Raw genomic sequence first — 15,534 nt, forward strand, 5'->3', positions numbered from 1 at the left:
AAAGATGACGCACCATGCCGCACACTGCACTACCGACGACGTTGACTGCCGCGCGGCCTGTTCCGTTCTGGTTGGATGAGAGCCCCACCCCCGATGCGCTTTCGAAGCTCAGCCACGACGCATCCGCCGACCTCCTTGTCATTGGCGGCGGATACACCGGATTGTGGACGGCGCTCTTGGCGAAGGAAGCCGATCCTGCTGCGCGGGTCGTGCTCATCGAGGGGGAAACGATCGGACACGCGGCCAGCGGTCGGAACGGCGGATTCTGCTCACCCAGCCTGACGCACGGTTTGTCCAATGGGCTCACCCGCTGGCCTCGCGAGATTGACACGCTGGTGCGCCTCGGCCAAGAGAATCTGCGGGCGATCGAGACCACTCTCGAACGCTACGGCGTTGACGCCGACTTCAAGGTGGCCGGGAAGGCCGGTTTCGCTCGCACCCCGTGGCAGGCAAAACAACTGCAGGCTGGCGCAGAGGCCAGCACGCTGCACGGCGATCCTGTGCGCATGATCCCGACAGCGGAGCTCGGCGAATGGACCTCGTCACCCGAATTCATCGCCGGAGCATACTGGCCTCACTACGCTCTCGTCGACCCATACAAGCTCGCCATCGGCTTGAGCAATATCTGCCAGGGGCTCGGCGTGGAGCTGTATGAACACACGACGGCCACACTGGTAGGCGAAGCCGCAGGTTCTCGTGTGCGCGTCCACACTGCCGGCGGCGTCATCGACGCCGAACGGGTCGTACTGGCCACGAATGCCGCGAAGCCACTCTTGCGACGGTTGGCATTGACCGTCATCCCGGTCTACGACTACGCGCTGGTAACCGAACCGCTCACCGACGAGCAGTTCGATTCCATCGGATGGGGCGGTGACTACGGAATCACCGACACCGGCAATCAATTCCACTACTCGCGCAAGACGGCTGACGGACGCATCCTGTGGGGCGGATACGACGCGATCTACCGTTACGGTTCCGCTCGGGACGAAGCCGGCACGCAGCGACCTGAAACTTTTGGCACTCTTGCCAGGAATTTCGCTCAAACTTTCCCACAGCTGGCCGACGTCGCCTTCAGCCATGCGTGGGGGGGAATCGTAGACTCTTCCACGCGATTCTGCGTAACGACGGGTACTGCCGCGCGCGGCCGGATCGCATACGCCCTCGGCTACACCGGGCTGGGTGTGAGCGCAACCAGGTTCGCGGCGCAAGCCATGCTCGACCTGCTCGACGGGGTCGACAACCCTACTACCAGGCTCCAGATGATCAAGCGCCGTTCCATACCGTTTCCGCCGGAGCCGGTCCGTTCCGTCGGTGTTCAACTGACGAAGAGGTCGATGGCGCGTGAGGACCAGACCGGCCGAAGGAATACCTGGTTGCGCGTCATGGACGCAGTCGGATTCGGGTTCGACTCATGAGGGCGGGCATTTCTTCCACCACTATCGTTGACGGCATGGTAGATCTCTCAGACATGGACGATATCGACCGGGACATCGTGGCCGTCTTGCAGGTGGACGGGCGCCGCTCCTATGCGGAGATCGCGAAACAGCTCGGCATCCCAGCGTCTTCGGTGCGGTATCGCACGAAGCGTTTGGAGGATGCCGGGATCCTGCAGGTTGTCGGCATTGCCAACCCCTTGGCGATCGGCTTCCATCGCCTCGCGATGATCGGCCTGCGCACGACTGCAGGGCAATCCAAAGCGGTCTGTGACGCCCTGTCCGCGTTTCCTGAAACCAGCTATGTCGTCCTGACGACCGGCCGTTACGATGTCCTTGCCGAGGTGATCTGCCGAGACATCGCCCACTTCGTCGAAGTGGTCAATGACCGTATGCAGGCCATCGAAGGTGTCGTCTCCACCGAGTCATTTTTCGTACTAGAAGTGCACAAGCTGGCGTACGGATGGGGTGTCGGGAGCGTTCAAGGCTCTGGCGGTTCCACAGAACCCGCCCGCGTTGCGGGTCCATTCTGAGCCCGTCGTCCGAGGGACCGACCCGGCGGCTGGGTCTCATGTGCGGCTACTGTGCACTACCTGCCGGGGTGCACGATCGACTTCAGGGTCGCGGGATCGCCGGTTGAGAGGAGGGCGGCTTCAACCTGTTCCAGGCCATAGTGTCCTGTGACCATGCCGTCGAGATCGACGACTGCGCGACTGACCAGGTCGATGGCCGTTGGCCAAGTGTTCGCATAGCGGAAGACACCCGTCACGACAAGTTCATTGTTCTGGATTAGCGGGATCGGCAGAGCCACTTCGGGCGCCCCCATTCCGACCAGAACCACACGCCCGGCTGGGCGCAGTTCCCTGATTCCAGTCTTGACCGCGACCGCTGCGCCGGAGGCGTCGATGAAGGCGTCGACGTCGAGCCCCAGGGTGCCGACGGCCTCCGCAGCGGGATCGATCACTCTGGTCGCACCGAATCGGAGGGCCTGACTTCTGCGCTGCTCGTCCAGATCCGTCAAGATGACCTCGCTCGCGCCATACGCGCGCGCAACCTGTGCGGTGACGATTCCGATCGGGCCGCTTCCGGTGATCAGAACCCGGGAGCCTGCTGTGAACCGCGCCTTCCGCGCCGTAGCAATGGCGACCGACAATGGTTCGAGCAGCGCGGCGGCATCGTCGCTCATGGCATCCGGAATCGCGTGAGCGAAATGCGACTGGATCGTCACGTACTCCGCGAACGCGCCGTCAACTCCGGGAACCGCATAGAACTCCATCTCGGGGTCGAGGTTATACCGGCCGCTCAGTGTCTCGCGTGACGTGGTGGTCGGTCGCTGCGGCTCGATCGAAACACGCTCGCCGATACGAGATGGATCGATCGCGACGCCGACAGCTACGACCGTGCCACTGGACTCGTGACCGAGAACAAGCGGTTCGGTTACGACCCAGTCGCCGAGGCCGCCCTCCCTGTAGAAGTGCACGTCGGAGCCGCACACACCCACGGAGGACACCTGGACCAGAACTTGATCCGGCCCGACCACCGGCACCGGCCGCTCTTGCACTTCAAGCGTAGCCGCGCGCAACAGCACACTTGCCCGCATCGTGTTAGGAATCTCACTCACTGCGTCTCCTTTAATTGACCGACTGGCCCTGGCATATCCGGGGCCACGACCACTCGGATGCCCTGCGAGCGCATGCGAGCAATGTCTGCTTTCGCGGTCGCCGCATCCACGATCACAACATCGAATTCGGTGAGATGCACCAGTGCGTGCAGCGCTCTCTTCTGGAATTTCGTCCGGTCGGTCACGAGGATTCGAATGGCCGCCGAATCGAACATGGCGCGTTTCGTGTCGACCGTTTCCGGGGTCTGGAAAAAGCAGGTGTCATCGGTGATGGCCGCAGTGGACATCACCAGCACGTCAGCGCGCAGCTTTGCAATGGCTTCGTTGGTCATACGCCCCATGAATGCGCTGCACCAGTTGTAGTAATTGCCGCCGAGTGCCACGAGCGAGATACCGCGCACGCCGTGCAGCTCGTTCAGCAACGTGAGAACGTTGGTGATCACAGTGAGCGGCGTCTTCCCAGGAAGAAGGCCGGCCATCTGTTGGACCGTCGTCGAATCGTCCAGGAAGATGGACTGCCCCGGGTCTATGAACTCCATGGCGGCCCGTGCGAGCGCACGCTTCTCGGCCAACTGCTGGCCCGAACGGTAAACGTCGCTCGACTCGACAAGGCTGGATGATTGGGCGGTGGCAACCCCGCGTGACTTGCGTAACAGGCCGCGTGACTCCAGTTCGTCCAGGTCACGATGAACCGTCATCAGACTGATGTCGAAGCGTTCCGCCAGTTGCTCGATGCGCACGGCACCCTCCGCCATCACAGCCTCGGAGATCGCGCGCTGCCGTTCAACCTGGCGGGGCAGCCGCCGCGTCTCTGCTCCCGTGTGCTCAGTCATCTGTTCGATCCTTCCGCGCGTCGGCACGCACGTCGCGCCGCGCCTGCAGTCGCGCGCCGATGCCTGTCCCGTGTGGTTTCCATCTTGGCCCTCCAGCGCATCCGACGCCTTTAGACGTGCTCGCGAGTAACGATGGCCAACGAACGCGCATCGACCGTGCTCGCTAACCGGCCAGCGCAAGTGCCTCGTCGAGGATCCCGACGAGCGCCTCCGGGCGATGGGCGAACCGGCCGAGGAAGACGCCGTCGACGTCGTGGCCCAGCCCGCTCACGAGGCCCGGACCGGCGCTCCCGCCATAGATTACGCGACTACCGCCCAGCGATGGATGTACGTCCAACCATTGTTTGATGGTCGAGCAGACGCGACGAATGTGCTCGGGCAACGCCGACCGTTCCGCGCCGATCGCCCATTCCGGCTCGTAGGCGACGACCGCCCGGATTCTCGCACCCGCTTGGATCGCCGGACCGGTGATCGATTCCAACTGGCCGATGCACGCATCCGCTGCAGCTCCAGCTTCGATCGGGGTGGTCTCTCCCACACACAGGATCGGGGCGAGCTCATTTCGCAGCGCCGCGACCAATTTTAGCTGCAAGATGGATTCGTCCTCGAAGAAGAGCCTGCGACGCTCTGCATGCCCGATCTCGACGTAGCCGCAGCCGACTTGCACTAGTTGCGGTCCGCTCACCTCACCAGTGAACGCGCCCGCGTCCTCCCAGAACAGATTCTGGGCGCCAAGCGCGACCCCGGTGCCGGCGAAGACGGTTGCGGCACCCGGCAGCGCGGTAAAGCCGGGAAGCACAACCACCTCGACAGCTCCGGATACCACGGCTTCGTGTACACGAGCGATCGCAGCGACGTCATTGCACCAGCGCAGGGTCTGCGCCTGATCGAAGTACATCTTCAAGCTCACCCCGACGAATGTCGGGTGGCCGTGTGAACTGCTCACGAGCGCGCCCGCTGGCATGCGGGCCAACGCGCTCTCCCGAGGTCAGCCTGCGTCATTGGACTCATAGTCCTCGATCACCCTGACCTTTTGCGCTGATGCGGAGCCCACATCGAAGCGGTAGGTGAGCCACTCGCGGGCCAGTCGCCGCGCGAGTTCAAGGCCCACCACGCGCTGACCGAATGTCAACACCTGGGCGTTGTTGCTCAGTACTGCGCGCTCGACGGAGTAGCTGTCGTGCGCCGTCACCGCGCGGATGCCCTGCACCTTGTTCGCGGCAATGGCAACCCCGAGCCCCGTGCCGCAGACGAGCAAGGCGCGGTCAGCCTTGCCTTCGGCGACCAGCTCGGCTGCGGCGATGGCAATAGTTGGATACGGCGTATGACCGGCTGCGTCGACCCCGACATCCTGCACAGACTCGACCAGATCACTGGCCTCGAAGTCGCTCTTCAGCGCTTCCTTGTATTCGAATCCCGCGTCGTCCGAACCGATGACGATTCGCAATTTGTCAGTCACTTTGTGAACCTTTCTCCAGAAGTACGTGGTGGATCGCACGTATTATTAGCGCCATCGATACGGCGCCGGGATCGGGGGTGCCCACGCTTTTCTCAATGTGCGGGCGCGCCCGACCGATCTTCGGGACGAGAGCCGCGGTGTGCTCCGCTGCCTGATCGGCTATTGCGGATGCCTCACCCCAGGCCGTCGCCAGATCGTCGCCCCGCTGCGCGGCATCTGAAAGTGCCGCACTGAAGGGGATCAACGTGTCGAGCAGCGTCTTGTCGCCGAGTTGCGCTTTTCCGAATTGCGCGATCTCATCTCGAGCCGCGCGCACGCCAGCAGCCACGCTCGCGGCATCCGCGGCAGCGGTGTCCCCGACGGCGGTGCCGATGGCACGCAATGCGATCCCCCAGAGCGCGCCGGACGTGCCGCCGGCCCGATCGGCCCAGGCGTCGCCAGCGCGGCTGAGCACCGTTCCGGCACCGGCGCCGAGTCCGAAGACTTGCTCCGCCTCTGTGGCCGCTGCAGTGGCACCACGTTGCATGCCAATGCCGTGATCGCCGTCTCCAGCGATCGCATCGAGCCTGCCGAGTTCGTCCGCGTTGTCGTCGACGGTCTTCTTCGTCGCAGCGAGCGCCCGAACGACGACCTCCGCACTGATCTGCGACTCAGTGGACGCATCGCCGACCGAGACGACGACTTCCTCCTCGCCGTCGGGGCCGGACCACTCGTCGGTTTCGATCACGCTGCCCTTGCGATATGCCGGCGCGTCGGCTGCGGCCCGCCACAACGGTTCAAGCTCGTCGTCGAGCCAGAACAGGGTGAGGGAGAGGCCGGCCATTTGAAAACTTGTGACGAGTTCCCCGACCTCGGGCTCGACGATGTCGACGCCCGCTTCACTCAAGAGCCGCGACACCGTGCGGTAGAGGACGAAAAGCTCTTCATATTTGACGGAGCCGAGGCCGTTGAGAATGACACCCGCGCGTGCGCCCCGGGCGGCATTCGCTGGTCGCTCCTCGAGCAGTCTGCTAACCAAAAGCACGGCCAGATCGTCGGCGCGCGGAATAGCGGTCTCGTCGATTCCCTGTTCGCCGTGAATGCCCATACCGATCGCCATGCGACCAGCCGGCACTGTGAACAGCGGCTCGGTTGCGCCCGGTAGTGTGCATCCTGAGAATGCAACACCGAACGAGCGCGTGCGGTCGTTCGCCTTCGCTGCGATACGGGCCACTTCGGCGAGATCGGCGCCCGCCTCTGCGGCAGCAGCCGCCGCCTTGAATACAGCCAAATCCCCCGCGATTCCGCGCCGCTTGCCGATCTCTTCCAGCGCCGCGCTCGACACATCGTCTGTGACGACGACTGTGCGGCAGTCGATGCCTTCCGCGATCAGACGCTTCTCCGCCTGCGTGAAATTCAGGACGTCGCCCGCGTAGTTGCCGTAGCTGAGCAGCACCCCGCCGCCTGCTGAGGCAGCCTTCGCGACGGAGTAGACCTGCTGAGCAGAGGGGGATGCGAACAGATTGCCCATTGCCGCGCCGTGCGCAAGCCCAGCGCCGACGAGACCGGCGAAGGCCGGATAGTGCCCGGAGCCACCGCCGATGATCACCGCAACCTGCCCTGCCACGGGTTTTGCATTGCGCACAACGCCGCCCGCGACCCGCCGGACCCAGCGGCCGTTGGCCGCGATGAAGCCGTCGATGAAGTCATCGGTGAAGTCCACCGGATCGTTGTAGAGGTATGTCATGGCTCTCGTTGTCTCCTGTCTTGTCCGCAGAGCCGGTTGCCGTCCATCAGCTAGCAACCGGCCCTGCGATATGCAGTGCTGTACTAGCCTTTGAGCGTGAAAGGCGCGATCATGTTGTCCACGTTGTCCTTCGTGATCAGGATGCAGTCGAACAGCTGCTTCTCCGAGGAGGCGCCGGTCTTACCGGTGCGCAGATAGGAGTCGGCCTGCTGCACGGCCTTCTTGGCGAAGGTCGCAACCGGCTGCAGAACGGTGTACTGCAACTCGCCCGCCTTGATCGCGGCGACCGCGTCCGGGGATCCGTCGAAGCCGCCGACCTTGACCTGCGACAGCTTGTTCGCCTGCTTCAGCGCCGCGATCGCGCCAAGTGCCATTTCGTCGTTACCCGAGATCAAGCCCGTGATGTTGGGGTGAGCCTGCAACAGCGACTGGGTCTTGTTGTAGCCCTGCGTGCGGTCCCAGTTTGCGACGTCCTCGCCGACCTTGACGATATCCGGGTACTGCGACAATACGGTCTTGTATCCGTTCGATCGGGTCGCCGCGTTGTTATCCGACGGAGCGCCTAGCAACTCGACATAGTCAGCCTTCTGCCCGATGTCCTTCACCCACTGCTGGGCACCAATGGCGGCACCCTGGGCATTATTCGACACGAGTTGCGCCTTGGCCAAACCGGACTGGTTGATCTCGGCGTTCACGAGGAAGACCGGGATCTTTGCCGCGTTCGCCTTCTTGACCGCTCCGATCGACCCGCTCGCATTGGCCGGGTCGAGGATGATCGCAACCGACTTGTTTGCAATCGCCGTGTCGATCAGGTTGCTCTCAGTGTTGGTGTCGCCCTTGGATGCGCCAACATGCGCTTTGTATCCGAGCGCCTTCGCCTCGGCGGACGCGACGTTGCCTTCGGTGAGCCAGTACGGGTTGGAGGGGTCGTTGACGATGATGGAGATCAGGCCGCCCTTCGTTGAACTGCCACTACCGGAGGACGAGCCCCCCGCAGAGCATCCTGCCAAGGTCGTGGCGACTATTGCTGCTCCGGCGAGAATCGCCAGGGTGCCTTTTCGGGACATGCTGTGTTCCTTTCGTTTTTGTGATATGTGGTACCGGATCATCCGGGGATCTTCTCAAGCGGTGGTGCCGATTTAGGCGACTCCAGCCCGGAGGAACTAGTGGGAGGATTGCCTCCCGCCGGTAGCTTCTTGCGGCGAGCGCGATACTGCACGGCGTTGAGAAGCACGGCCAAGATGATGACGGCGCCGGTGAACACCGTCTGCCAGTACGAGGACACGCCGACGATGACCAAGCCGTCTGAGAGGAAGCCGATCACGAAAGCGCCGAGCAAGGTGCCTCGAATGTTGCCCTTTCCACCCATCAGTGACGCGCCGCCGATGACGACCGCGGCAATCGCCGTCAACTCGTAGGTCGTGCCCGCTGTCGGGCTTGCAGACGTCAGTTCCGATGACAAGATGACACCTGCAATCGCTGCACAGACACCGGAAGCGACGTAGACCCAGATCTTGACCTTCTTGACCGGAACACCGGACAGGTCCGCGGCCCGCTCGTTGCCGCCTGACGCATAGAGCCACCGACCGAACACCGTGCGGTTGAGCGCAATGCTCGCGACGACAGCGACGACTATCATGACGAGAACACCGATCGGTATGCCGATGAGGGTGTTGAAGCCGAGCCAGTCGAAGCCCGTGTTCCCCAATTCCGGCTTGCCTGCTAGATCGTTGTAGGTCAGGCCGTTCGTAATGAGTAGTGCGACGCCGCGCACGGCATACAGGGTGCCCAGGGTTGCGATGAACGGAGCTACTTTGAACCGTGACACCAGCACGCCGTTGACCACCCCAACCAACGCACCGACCGCGCACGCGATGATGACGACCACCCAGACGGAGGGGAACAGCGTGATGCCGAGCGCCTTGAAATTGATGCCTTTCATCATGAACCCTGCGATCACGCCGGAAAGCCCGAGGGTGGAGCCAACCGACAGGTCGATGCCGCCGTTCAGAATCACCAGTAGCGAGCCGATCGCCAGCAGCGCGTAAATCGACACGTGAGATGACATCGTCAGTACGTTGTTGAGAGTAAAATAGTCGGGCGACAGCGCCGAGAACACGACGATGATGACGATCAGCGCAAGGAAGGCGCGACCTTCGAGCAGAACCTTTCCAATGCTGAACCCGTTGGCGAACATGCCTGGCTTCAGGTTCGCACGCCCTTCTTTGGACGGAGTTGTCATGTCAGTTTTCCCTGTTCTTTGAGGCCGTGTTCTGTGAGGCCGTGTTCTGTGAGCTCGTGATCCGAGAATCTGTGTTCTGCGAACCTGGCTTGCTGCGATGGGTGGGCACGATTACGAGACCACGGCTTCCCCTGAGGCCGCCATGATTTGCTCCTTGGTTGTGTCGGCGTCGAACTCGGCAGAGATGCGCCCGCGACTCATGACCACGATGCGGTGCGCGATGCTGAGACACTCGCCGACCTCCGAGGTCGAGTAGATGACAGCGAGGCCCGCGGCAGCGCGCTCGGCGATCAGCCGAAACACCTCGCCTTTTGCCCCGACGTCGATCCCGCGGCTGGGTTCATCGAGCAGGATGACATCGGGATTCGTTGCGAGCATTTTGCCAATGACGACCTTCTGCTGATTCCCGCCCGACAGCGAGCCGATCGCCGCACTTCCACCGTCCGTCTTCACTCGAACGTCACGGATACCGTCGTTCACAAGCTCCTGTTCGCGGCTGCGTGAGAGAAAGAGTCCCTTCGCAAAGGCGCGGATGCTCGCGAGAGAGAGGTTGCGACCGACGGTCATCGTCTGCACAAGGCCGTCACGCTGGCGATCTTCGGGAACAAGACTCAATCCAGCCGCGATGCGTTGCGCAATGGTTTGGCCGGCGAGATCCTCTCCCTGGAGCAACACCCTGCCGCCGGTCAGCGCTACTCGGCCTGCTACCGCCTCGAGCAGTTCAGTGCGACCGGCGCCCATCAGACCGTAGATGCAGACGATCTCGCCTCGCCTCACGGATAACGAGAGCCGATCCACCACCGAACGATCGGGGATCTCGGCATCGGCGACGCTCACATTCTCGATCGATAGTGCAACGTCGCCGAAGTCATACCCGCTCGGGGGTTCGCCGAGATCGAATCCAGCGCCGACCATCTTCTGAACGATCCAATCCAGATCGATCTCGCGTGCCTCTGCGGTCGCCGTGATCGCTCCGTCTCTGAGCACGACGGCGTAGTCGGTGATCTGCAGAGCTTCTTCGAGATGGTGCGAGATATAGACGATCGAGACGCCCTTGGCCTTCAGATCGTGAATCACGCGGAACAGCACGGCGACTTCTGCTGCGCTCAGCGCGGAGGTTGGTTCATCCATGATCAGGATGCGCGAATCGATTGACAGCGCCCGCGCGATCTCTACGATCTGCTGTTGGCCCAGCCTGAGATCGGACACCAGCGTCAGTGGTCCGATGTCTTCTTCCAGCCCCTCCATCAGCACACGGGCTTGCCGCGCCTCTTCTGCGAAGTCGATGCCGGTTGCGCCGTGCAATTCACGGCCCATGAAGATGTTGTCACGCACATTGAGGTTGGGTGCGAGGCTGAGTTCCTGATGGATGATCGAGATCCCGTGATTGCGGGCCTCGACGGGCGAGGGGAAACTCACAACCTCGCCGTCGAGCGTTATTTGACCGGAGGTCGGAGACTCCACTCCGGAAAGGATCTTCATCAACGTCGACTTGCCCGCGCCGTTCTCGCCGAACAGCGTTGTGACCTTGCCCCGATGAATGTCGAAGTTGACTCCCTTGAGGGCGTGCGTTCCGCCGTACGTCTTGACGACGTCACGGGCGCTCAGGACGATTTGATCGGTGTCGTCGCTCATTTCACACTCAACTTCGCCGGGGTGACCAGCCAGCCGTTTGGATTGATCAGCTCGAACGCTCCGACGACCGTGATGGTCTTGCCCTTGAGGTTTGCGGTGTCCACCGTGGCGAGCACGGACTTCTTCATCTGGTCATTGAGCGCGGCTCCGGCGTTCTGATAGTCAATCTGGTTGGTGAACTGGCCGAAGCTGATGGTGCCGGTCGCGTCACGCAGATCTGTACCGTTGATCGCCGGTCCGGTCTGCACTCGGACGATCAAAGTCTGCGGGAGGCCCTCGACTGTGACCGGGTAGATTCCATCCTGCGGCTGGCCGGCGACTCCGGTGAACGTGACGGACATCACCGGCCCGGTCGTCGCCTTGACGCCGTACTTCGCACCAGCGGCTGCAGGGTCCGCGGCGATCGCTTCTGCCAGTGTGGCCGCAGGAACGGCACGTTTGACGATCTCGGCTTGGACCTTGGGGAACTGCGTCTTGCCATACGTCGCCGCAGAGAACCCGCCGTCATTGCTGGCCGCAGCCGAACTGTTGCTGACGACCTTGGTGCCGACGCCCATCAGAATGAGCACCACAACGATGACAACGGCGAGGATTACCCGCTTGGCGCGCGGAGAGGAGAGCCGACTCCGGGTTATCGCCGGGCTCGTGCTCATGAGTGGAGCACCCGCGACTCGGTGTCGTTCGGGCGAATCTGCAGCTTGCGTCCAGTCCCCTTACGGAACATGTCGAGGGCTTCCGCGTAGTCGTCCAAGGTGAACGAATGGCTGATCATCGGAACGGAATTGATTGCGCCGGCCTCGAACATCTCGACAGCGCGGCCGAACGAATTGAGTACCGCCATCGTGCCAACGATCGAGATTTCATCGCGGTACACCCGGAACGGCGAATAGTTCGCGCTTGCATCGACCGGGGCGACGCCGAAGTGTTGGAACGTACCGCCGGCCTTGACACGCGGCAGACCGTCCTCGATTGCTCGCACGTTGCCCGTGCAGTCGATCACCACGTCCCACTTCTCGCGTCCGGCCTCGTCCGCGCTCGCGTAGATGTTCTGTATGCCCACCTCACGTGCAACATCGAGGCGACCCGGGTTCGTGTCGACAATCGTGACGCTTGCGGCACCGGCACGCGGCGCAAGTTGCGCCATCAACAGGCCCATGGTGCCGGACCCGTAAACCAGGTAGTGCTCGCCCATCTTGCGCGGCAGGATGTCGTAGCCGCGGATGGCGCATGCGAGCGGCTCGATCAATGCAGCCTGGTAAATATCCGTCTCCGGCTTCAGCGTGAACACATTCGCCAGCGGCGCCTTGATGAATTGAGCGGATCCGCCATCGCTCGCGACAACCCCGAGTCCATTCCAATTGCGGCAGAGGTTCGACTTGCCGTTCAGGCAGAACTCGCACTCGCCGCAGGTTGTACTCGGGTTGACGACGACATGATCTCCGACGCTCACTGTGCTCACGCCCTCGCCGATGGCTGCAACGACGCCGCTCACCTCGTGGCCGGGGATCAGGGGGAAGATCGTGCCCTCGAACTCGCCGTCGAAGACGTGGGTGTCCGTGCCGCAGATTCCCACGGCCGCCACCTCGATGACAACCTCTTTGAAGCCAGGCGTCGGATCGGCCGGTTCGCGAAGCGCAAGCGCTCCCGGGGCTTCGAAAACTACTGCTCGCATCGTCTGTGACGCTCCTATCTGGAGGTGGTCCGAGACAACGCTCGGACCGGCATTCGGTTGATTCGTGTGCGGGTGTTCCGTGCGTGACGCGGCCTCTTCGCCGAAGGAGCCCTCATGTCGGACCGCTTCGTCAGATCTTTCGCGTCACACAAAATGTTACAATGTTTGTGATGTTGTTATCAATGTATGAGATATCTAAACCTAAGACGTGATCTCTAATTTGTCAACAGGGTCAGTCCAGAAATATGCAGCCCCAGGCGCGCGCCTGACCCGAGCCTGGGCACTAGCACGATTGCGATCGATATCGTGCCGGTCAACTTCCGCGTGAATGAAGGTGAGAAGTTCTTTCAATGCGGCCCGGGTGGCCAACTGATGAACCTCGTGGCCAACCGCACGGCCGCCGTCGAGGTCGACGTGCTCGACGCTGATGGGCTCGAGGCATCCGGTGTCCTGGATGCGCATCGGGCGCATCCGACGCCCAATTGGAACTATGTTCGCATCACACCCGAGTCGATCACAGGGATACGGTTTCGCCGCTCCTGACCTCGGCCTTCACCAACGGCAGCACCACAGTGAACGCCGTGCGGCCCGGCTTGCTTTCCACAGACACGGTTCCGCCCTGCGCCGCGACGACCGCCTGCACGATCGCCAAGCCGAGGCCCGTGCTGCCGGTCTCGCGCGACCGAGAACTGTCACCGCGAGCGAACCGCTCGAACAGCACGGGCTGCAGCGCCTCCGGGATGCCGGGACCGTCATCCAACACCGTCATCACAGCGTGTGCGCCGTCGGTGGCAAGCGTTGCGGTGATCGCCGTTCCGGCCGGAGTGTGCACGCGCGCGTTGGCGAGCAGGTTGACGACGACCTGGTGCAGTCGAGGTTCATCTCCGATGACCTCGACCGCCGCGCCGGGCACGTCGATCGACCAGGTGTGATCCGGGCCGGCCGCGTGCGCGTCGGAAAGTGCGTCCACGAGCAGTCGGGAGAGGTCGACGGGTTCGCGCTGGAGTGCGCGACCCTCATCCAGTCGCGCGAGCAGCAGCAGGTCTTCCACGATTCCCGTCATCCGCTGCGCTTCGGATTCGATCCGGCCCAGGGAACGCACCATCTCTTGCGGCAATTCCTGCCCGGTGCGCCGGGTGAGCTCGGCGTAACCGCGGATCGACGCGAGCGGCGTTCGCAGTTCGTGGCTGGCATCCGCCACGAACTGGCGCACTTTGTTCTCGCTCGCCTGTCGCGCGGACAATGCGGATGCGACGTGCCCGAGCATCCTGTTCAGCGCGGCCCCGACACGCCCCACCTCAGTGTGCGCGTTGGTGTCCTCTTCATTCACGCGCACGGCGAGCGCGACCTCGCCGCGATCAAGGGGCAGCTCTGACACTTCAGTCGCTGTGGCCGCAACACGGTCGAGCGGGCGTAGCGCCAGCCGTACGATCAGCAGGCCGACGAAGGCAGCGATGGCAAGCGCGATCACCGTCACGATGCCGATGATCCAACTCAGCCGAGCGACCGTGCTCTGCGCCTCGCCCAACGGCAATCCCAGCACGAGTTCGCTGTTGTTCGTCAGCGAGACCGAGACGATTCGATAGTCGCCGAGTGTGCCGCCGAGATCCACGCTGGTCGGCGAGCCATCGACGGGCAATGCGATCAACGAGGTCTTGCTCTGCGCCGAGATCGTCTGCGGTGCGATGTTCGCACTGGCCCGACTGACACCCAGATAGCTTGTTGCGACCACATCGTTGCTGACGATGAGGGCGACAAAGGTGCCCGGAACCTGCCCGGGGGCCCCGATGATGCCTGCCGCCAGCTGATCCGCCGTCGGGTTCGCGCGTTGAATCGCCTCGACGGCGATAGCCTGACTGCGGTGACCGGCCGCCGACAGTTGATCGTCAAGCCTGCCGATCAGGTAGTTCTCCAGAAACAGCACGCTGACCAGGCCGATGATGAGGCCGAGCACAGCGAGTAAAGCCACGACCGCGAGCACAAGTCGGCTGCGCAGCGTCCACGAACGAAAGGGATCTCGTAGCCGCCGCGCCAGGCTCGACGCGGCTTGGGTCATTCCGCCGCCTTGATCATGTACCCCGCGCCGCGCACCGTGTGGATCATCTGCGGGTGGCCGGCGTCGATCTTTTTGCGCAGGTATGAGATGTAGAGCTCGACGACGCTGGACGTGCCCCCGAAGTCGTAGCTCCATACGCGGTCGAGGATCTGCGCTTTGCTCAGCACGCGACGAGGATTGCGCATCAGGAACCGCAGCAGCTCGAACTCGGTGGCGGTCAGCGAAACCGCCTCGCCCGCGCGCTCCACCTCGTAGCTGTCTTCGTCAAGCATGAGGTCACCGACGATGATGCGCGGGTCGGTCGAATCCGTGACGAGCACACGCGAACGGCGCAGGAGGCTGCGCAACCGGGCAACGAGTTCCTCCAGGCTGAACGGCTTCGTCACATAGTCGTCGCCACCGGCGGTCAGGCCCGCGATGCGGTCGTCGAGCGAATCCTTTGCCGTCAGGAACAGCACCGGCGTCTCTCCGCCGTTCTCGCGCATCCTGCTGAGCACGCTGAGCCCGTCGATATCGGGAAGCATGATGTCCAGTACGACGGCATCCGGTCGAAATTCGCGTGCTGTGGTCAGTGCCTGCTGACCGGTGGCGGCGGTGCGCACATCCCAGCCCTCGTAGCGCAGCGCCATGTGAAGCAGGTCGGTCAAGGTGCGCTCGTCGTCGACGACGAGCACGCGGATGGGGGAGCCATCTGGATGCCGCAGCAGTCCGCGCGGTTCGGTGGCAGTTCGCGCGGAGGTCACAGTGTCGTTGGTCATGCGCCCATTATCTTCCGCGCAGTCTGGAGTTACTATCTGTTTCGTATGCGCATCCTGAGAATACTCACAGCCTGCGGATCGCCGGCGGCACACCTGAAT

General features: G+C 62.9%; 15 protein-coding genes. 3 read left to right on the forward strand and 12 right to left on the reverse strand.

The genetic code is table 11. The features are described 5' to 3' along the window. Positions 1-14 precede the first annotated feature (14 nt). Both QU604_RS17975 and QU604_RS17980 read left to right on the forward strand, forming a co-directional pair. Positions 15-1,415 carry an NAD(P)/FAD-dependent oxidoreductase gene (locus QU604_RS17975; RefSeq protein ID WP_308465976.1) on the forward strand — a complete coding sequence of 467 codons (1,401 nt, stop codon included), beginning with the start codon at positions 15-17 and terminating at the stop codon, positions 1,413-1,415. A gap of 35 nt (positions 1,416-1,450) precedes the next feature. After that, the gene (locus tag QU604_RS17980; RefSeq protein WP_308465977.1) at positions 1,451-1,966 is read left to right on the forward strand and encodes an Lrp/AsnC family transcriptional regulator; all 516 of its coding nucleotides are present in this window, start codon (positions 1,451-1,453) and stop codon (positions 1,964-1,966) included. Between the two features lie 56 nt (positions 1,967-2,022). Here the strand turns inward: QU604_RS17980 and QU604_RS17985 are convergent, their stop codons facing one another. The 10 genes from QU604_RS17985 to QU604_RS18030 all read right to left on the reverse strand — a co-directional run bounded on the left by QU604_RS17985 (position 2,023) and on the right by QU604_RS18030 (position 12,621). Further along, complete coding sequence (locus tag QU604_RS17985; protein ID WP_308468969.1) at positions 2,023-3,033, reverse strand: NAD(P)-dependent alcohol dehydrogenase; 1,011 nt, start codon at positions 3,031-3,033, stop codon at positions 2,023-2,025. Between the two features lie 17 nt (positions 3,034-3,050). Beyond that, positions 3,051-3,887 carry a DeoR/GlpR family DNA-binding transcription regulator gene (locus QU604_RS17990; RefSeq protein WP_308465978.1) on the reverse strand — a complete coding sequence of 279 codons (837 nt, stop codon included), beginning with the start codon at positions 3,885-3,887 and terminating at the stop codon, positions 3,051-3,053. A 163-nt stretch (positions 3,888-4,050) separates the two neighbouring features. Continuing rightward, complete coding sequence (locus QU604_RS17995) at positions 4,051-4,833, reverse strand: triose-phosphate isomerase family protein (RefSeq protein WP_308465979.1); 783 nt, start codon at positions 4,831-4,833, stop codon at positions 4,051-4,053. 42 nt (positions 4,834-4,875) lie between these two features. Then, entirely contained in the window at positions 4,876-5,346 is a 471-nt protein-coding gene (locus QU604_RS18000; protein ID WP_308465980.1) for a ribose-5-phosphate isomerase, read from the reverse strand. Further along, positions 5,339-7,072, reverse strand: coding sequence for a dihydroxyacetone kinase family protein (locus QU604_RS18005; protein ID WP_308465981.1), 1,734 nt, complete (start codon positions 7,070-7,072; stop codon positions 5,339-5,341). Before QU604_RS18005 ends, QU604_RS18000 begins: the two co-directional genes overlap by 8 nt. An 83-nt stretch (positions 7,073-7,155) precedes the next feature. Further along, complete coding sequence (locus tag QU604_RS18010) at positions 7,156-8,139, reverse strand: D-ribose ABC transporter substrate-binding protein (RefSeq protein WP_308465982.1); 984 nt, start codon at positions 8,137-8,139, stop codon at positions 7,156-7,158. Positions 8,140-8,177: 38 nt separating this feature from the next. Beyond that, complete coding sequence (locus QU604_RS18015) at positions 8,178-9,314, reverse strand: ABC transporter permease (protein WP_308465983.1); 1,137 nt, start codon at positions 9,312-9,314, stop codon at positions 8,178-8,180. Between the two features lie 111 nt (positions 9,315-9,425). Continuing rightward, the gene (locus QU604_RS18020) at positions 9,426-10,949 is read right to left on the reverse strand and encodes a sugar ABC transporter ATP-binding protein (protein ID WP_308465984.1); all 1,524 of its coding nucleotides are present in this window, start codon (positions 10,947-10,949) and stop codon (positions 9,426-9,428) included. Next, a complete protein-coding gene (locus tag QU604_RS18025) occupies positions 10,946-11,602 on the reverse strand; it encodes a DUF2291 family protein (RefSeq protein ID WP_308465985.1) in 657 nt (218 codons plus the stop codon). Before QU604_RS18025 ends, QU604_RS18020 begins: the two co-directional genes overlap by 4 nt. Beyond that, entirely contained in the window at positions 11,599-12,621 is a 1,023-nt protein-coding gene (locus tag QU604_RS18030; RefSeq protein ID WP_308465986.1) for a zinc-dependent alcohol dehydrogenase family protein, read from the reverse strand. Before QU604_RS18030 ends, QU604_RS18025 begins: the two co-directional genes overlap by 4 nt. A gap of 306 nt (positions 12,622-12,927) precedes the next feature. On the opposite strand from QU604_RS18030, the gene QU604_RS18035 reads away from it, so the two are divergent. After that, positions 12,928-13,164, forward strand: a complete 237-nt coding sequence (locus QU604_RS18035; RefSeq protein WP_308465987.1) for a hypothetical protein — start codon at positions 12,928-12,930, stop codon at positions 13,162-13,164. Here the strand turns inward: QU604_RS18035 and QU604_RS18040 are convergent. Both QU604_RS18040 and QU604_RS18045 read right to left on the reverse strand, forming a co-directional pair. Then, on the reverse strand, positions 13,136-14,677 hold the full coding sequence (locus QU604_RS18040; RefSeq protein WP_308465988.1) for a sensor histidine kinase: 1,542 nt from the start codon (positions 14,675-14,677) through the stop codon (positions 13,136-13,138). The two genes, QU604_RS18035 and QU604_RS18040, sit on opposite strands and share 29 nt — an antisense overlap. After that, complete coding sequence (locus tag QU604_RS18045; protein WP_308465989.1) at positions 14,674-15,435, reverse strand: response regulator transcription factor; 762 nt, start codon at positions 15,433-15,435, stop codon at positions 14,674-14,676. Before QU604_RS18045 ends, QU604_RS18040 begins: the two co-directional genes overlap by 4 nt. Between the last annotated feature and the right edge of the window lie 99 nt (positions 15,436-15,534).

The organism is Rathayibacter sp. SW19 (assembly GCF_030866825.1).
GTDB classification, from domain to species: Bacteria; Actinomycetota; Actinomycetes; order Actinomycetales; family Microbacteriaceae; genus Rathayibacter_A; species Rathayibacter_A soli.

Coding starts and splice junctions, on each gene's coding strand:
- QU604_RS17975 (WP_308465976.1), top strand. CDS start 15: ATGCCGCACACTGCACTACCGACGACGTTGACTGCCGCGCGGCCTGTT.
- QU604_RS17980 (WP_308465977.1), top strand. CDS start 1,451: ATGGTAGATCTCTCAGACATGGACGATATCGACCGGGACATCGTGGCC.
- QU604_RS17985 (WP_308468969.1), bottom strand. CDS start 3,033: ATGCGGGCAAGTGTGCTGTTGCGCGCGGCTACGCTTGAAGTGCAAGAG.
- QU604_RS17990 (WP_308465978.1), bottom strand. CDS start 3,887: ATGACTGAGCACACGGGAGCAGAGACGCGGCGGCTGCCCCGCCAGGTT.
- QU604_RS18005 (WP_308465981.1), bottom strand. CDS start 7,072: ATGACATACCTCTACAACGATCCGGTGGACTTCACCGATGACTTCATC.
- QU604_RS18010 (WP_308465982.1), bottom strand. CDS start 8,139: ATGTCCCGAAAAGGCACCCTGGCGATTCTCGCCGGAGCAGCAATAGTC.
- QU604_RS18015 (WP_308465983.1), bottom strand. CDS start 9,314: ATGACAACTCCGTCCAAAGAAGGGCGTGCGAACCTGAAGCCAGGCATG.
- QU604_RS18020 (WP_308465984.1), bottom strand. CDS start 10,949: ATGAGCGACGACACCGATCAAATCGTCCTGAGCGCCCGTGACGTCGTC.
- QU604_RS18025 (WP_308465985.1), bottom strand. CDS start 11,602: ATGAGCACGAGCCCGGCGATAACCCGGAGTCGGCTCTCCTCTCCGCGC.
- QU604_RS18030 (WP_308465986.1), bottom strand. CDS start 12,621: ATGCGAGCAGTAGTTTTCGAAGCCCCGGGAGCGCTTGCGCTTCGCGAA.
- QU604_RS18040 (WP_308465988.1), bottom strand. CDS start 14,677: ATGACCCAAGCCGCGTCGAGCCTGGCGCGGCGGCTACGAGATCCCTTT.
- QU604_RS18045 (WP_308465989.1), bottom strand. CDS start 15,435: ATGACCAACGACACTGTGACCTCCGCGCGAACTGCCACCGAACCGCGC.